Here is a 1,714-nt window from a genome sequence, read left to right on the forward strand (position 1 = left end):
ACTTGTCCCTTTTTTCTTTTTCACAACCAGTAAGGTTAGAGATATAGTTTTTTTATTGTAATTTTGCAAATTAGTATGCTTGGAGATTGTGGCTGCCTCTCATGCAATGTGACAGGTAGTCACGAAGTGTGTTTAAAAGTGAAACAAATGAACAAAATATTGGTTACTGGTGGTGCTGGTTTTATCGGTTCCAACCTTACGGAAGCACTGTTGGACCGCGGACATACAGTAAGAGTACTTGATAACTTTGCAACCGGCAAGATTGAAAATCTGCTTCCCCTATTGGAAAAATACCCTGACTCGCTCACCCTCCAGGTGGGCGATATCCGTAATTTGGATGATTGCCGGAAGGCCACAGAAGGAATTGAGTATGTATTTCACGAGGCAGCTCTTGGCTCGGTGCCCCGTTCTATTAAAGACCCGATCACATCGAACGAAGTCAATGTATCGGGTTTTTTGCAAATGCTGGTCGCCAGTCGCGATGCAGGAGTAAAACGCTTCGTCTACGCAGCCAGCTCCTCCACCTATGGAGATAGCAAATCGTTGCCCAAAATGGAAGATGTGATTGGAAAACCCCTTTCACCCTATGCCATTACCAAATATGTGAATGAATTATATGCCGATGTGTTCTCCAGAACCTACGGAATAGAGACTATCGGTTTGCGATATTTCAATGTGTTCGGAAGAAGGCAGGATCCCAATGGCGCCTATGCTGCGGTAATCCCGTTGTTTGTGAAGAAGCTGATGAACCACGAGTCGCCCGTGATCAATGGCGATGGTGAGTATAGTCGCGACTTCACCTATATCGACAATGTGATCCAGATGAACCTGCTAGCCATGGAAAGTACCAACCCCGAGGCGGTGAATACCGTATACAACACCGCTTATGGCGAGCGCACTACCCTAAACCAGCTGGTAGGCTATCTCAAAGAGTATCTCTCTGAGTACGACCCGGCAATTGCGGATGTTGAGATCAAGCATGGACCCAACCGTGCGGGCGATATTCCCCACTCACTGGCTAATATCGATAAAGCAAAGAACTTCCTTGGCTACGACCCTCGGTTTTCTCTGAAGCAGGGACTGAAAGAGGCTGTGAAGTGGTACTTGGAGAATTTATAAGATTTGATTTAGTTTAAATTACAGTACTAATTCTATTGTTTACACCTATTCTTACATCCACACCTATTCATTCACTATATGATTTGAAACTCGTTTCACTCAAACAACAAATCATATTTAACGTTGATTTCATAGAGTGGATCCTGAAAGAATAGATGAGACTTAGAAAATCAATACTTCAATTATTGAAAACTAAATAAAATCTAACATTATAACGTAGCAAAATATTATAATCAATGGAAGATAAATCATTATATTTCAATCCACGTATTTGCGTAATAGGGCTCGGTTACGTTGGCTTACCCCTTGCAAGGATTTTCAGCACCAAATACCGTACTGTTGGGTTCGACCTTAACCAAACACGTGTTTATGAGCTCATGAGTGGTAAAGACAGCACCCTAGAGGTGGCCGATGATCTGCTCCAAAGTGCCATAGATATGGGCAAAGTGCATACCGACAAAGGTTTGGTTTGTACTACCGATATCGAAGAAATTCGCAGTTGTAACTTCTATATAGTTGCCGTGCCCACACCGGTGGATGAAAATCACAACCCTGTACTTCGACCACTTATTGGAGCGAGCGAAACGGTGGGTAA

1 protein-coding gene and 1 pseudogene are annotated in these 1,714 nt (G+C 43.2%); both read left to right on the forward strand.

What is annotated here, in order from left to right:
- The first annotated feature begins 147 nt into the window (after positions 1-147).
- Positions 148-1,119: an SDR family oxidoreductase gene (locus B3Z75_RS10150; RefSeq protein WP_294071144.1), complete on the forward strand. Its 972-nt coding sequence runs from the start codon at positions 148-150 to the stop codon at positions 1,117-1,119.
- A 236-nt stretch (positions 1,120-1,355) separates the two neighbouring features.
- Positions 1,356-1,714: pseudogene (locus B3Z75_RS10155) on the forward strand (hypothetical protein); the annotation flags it as partial.

Origin of the sequence: Proteiniphilum sp. UBA1028, assembly GCF_002316955.1 — a bacterium.
Taxonomy (GTDB): Bacteria; Bacteroidota; Bacteroidia; order Bacteroidales; family Dysgonomonadaceae; genus Proteiniphilum.

Bases quoted from the DNA above. Each gene is read 5' to 3' on its own strand.
- B3Z75_RS10150 (WP_294071144.1), top strand. From the start codon at position 148: ATGAACAAAATATTGGTTACTGGTGGTGCTGGTTTTATCGGTTCCAAC.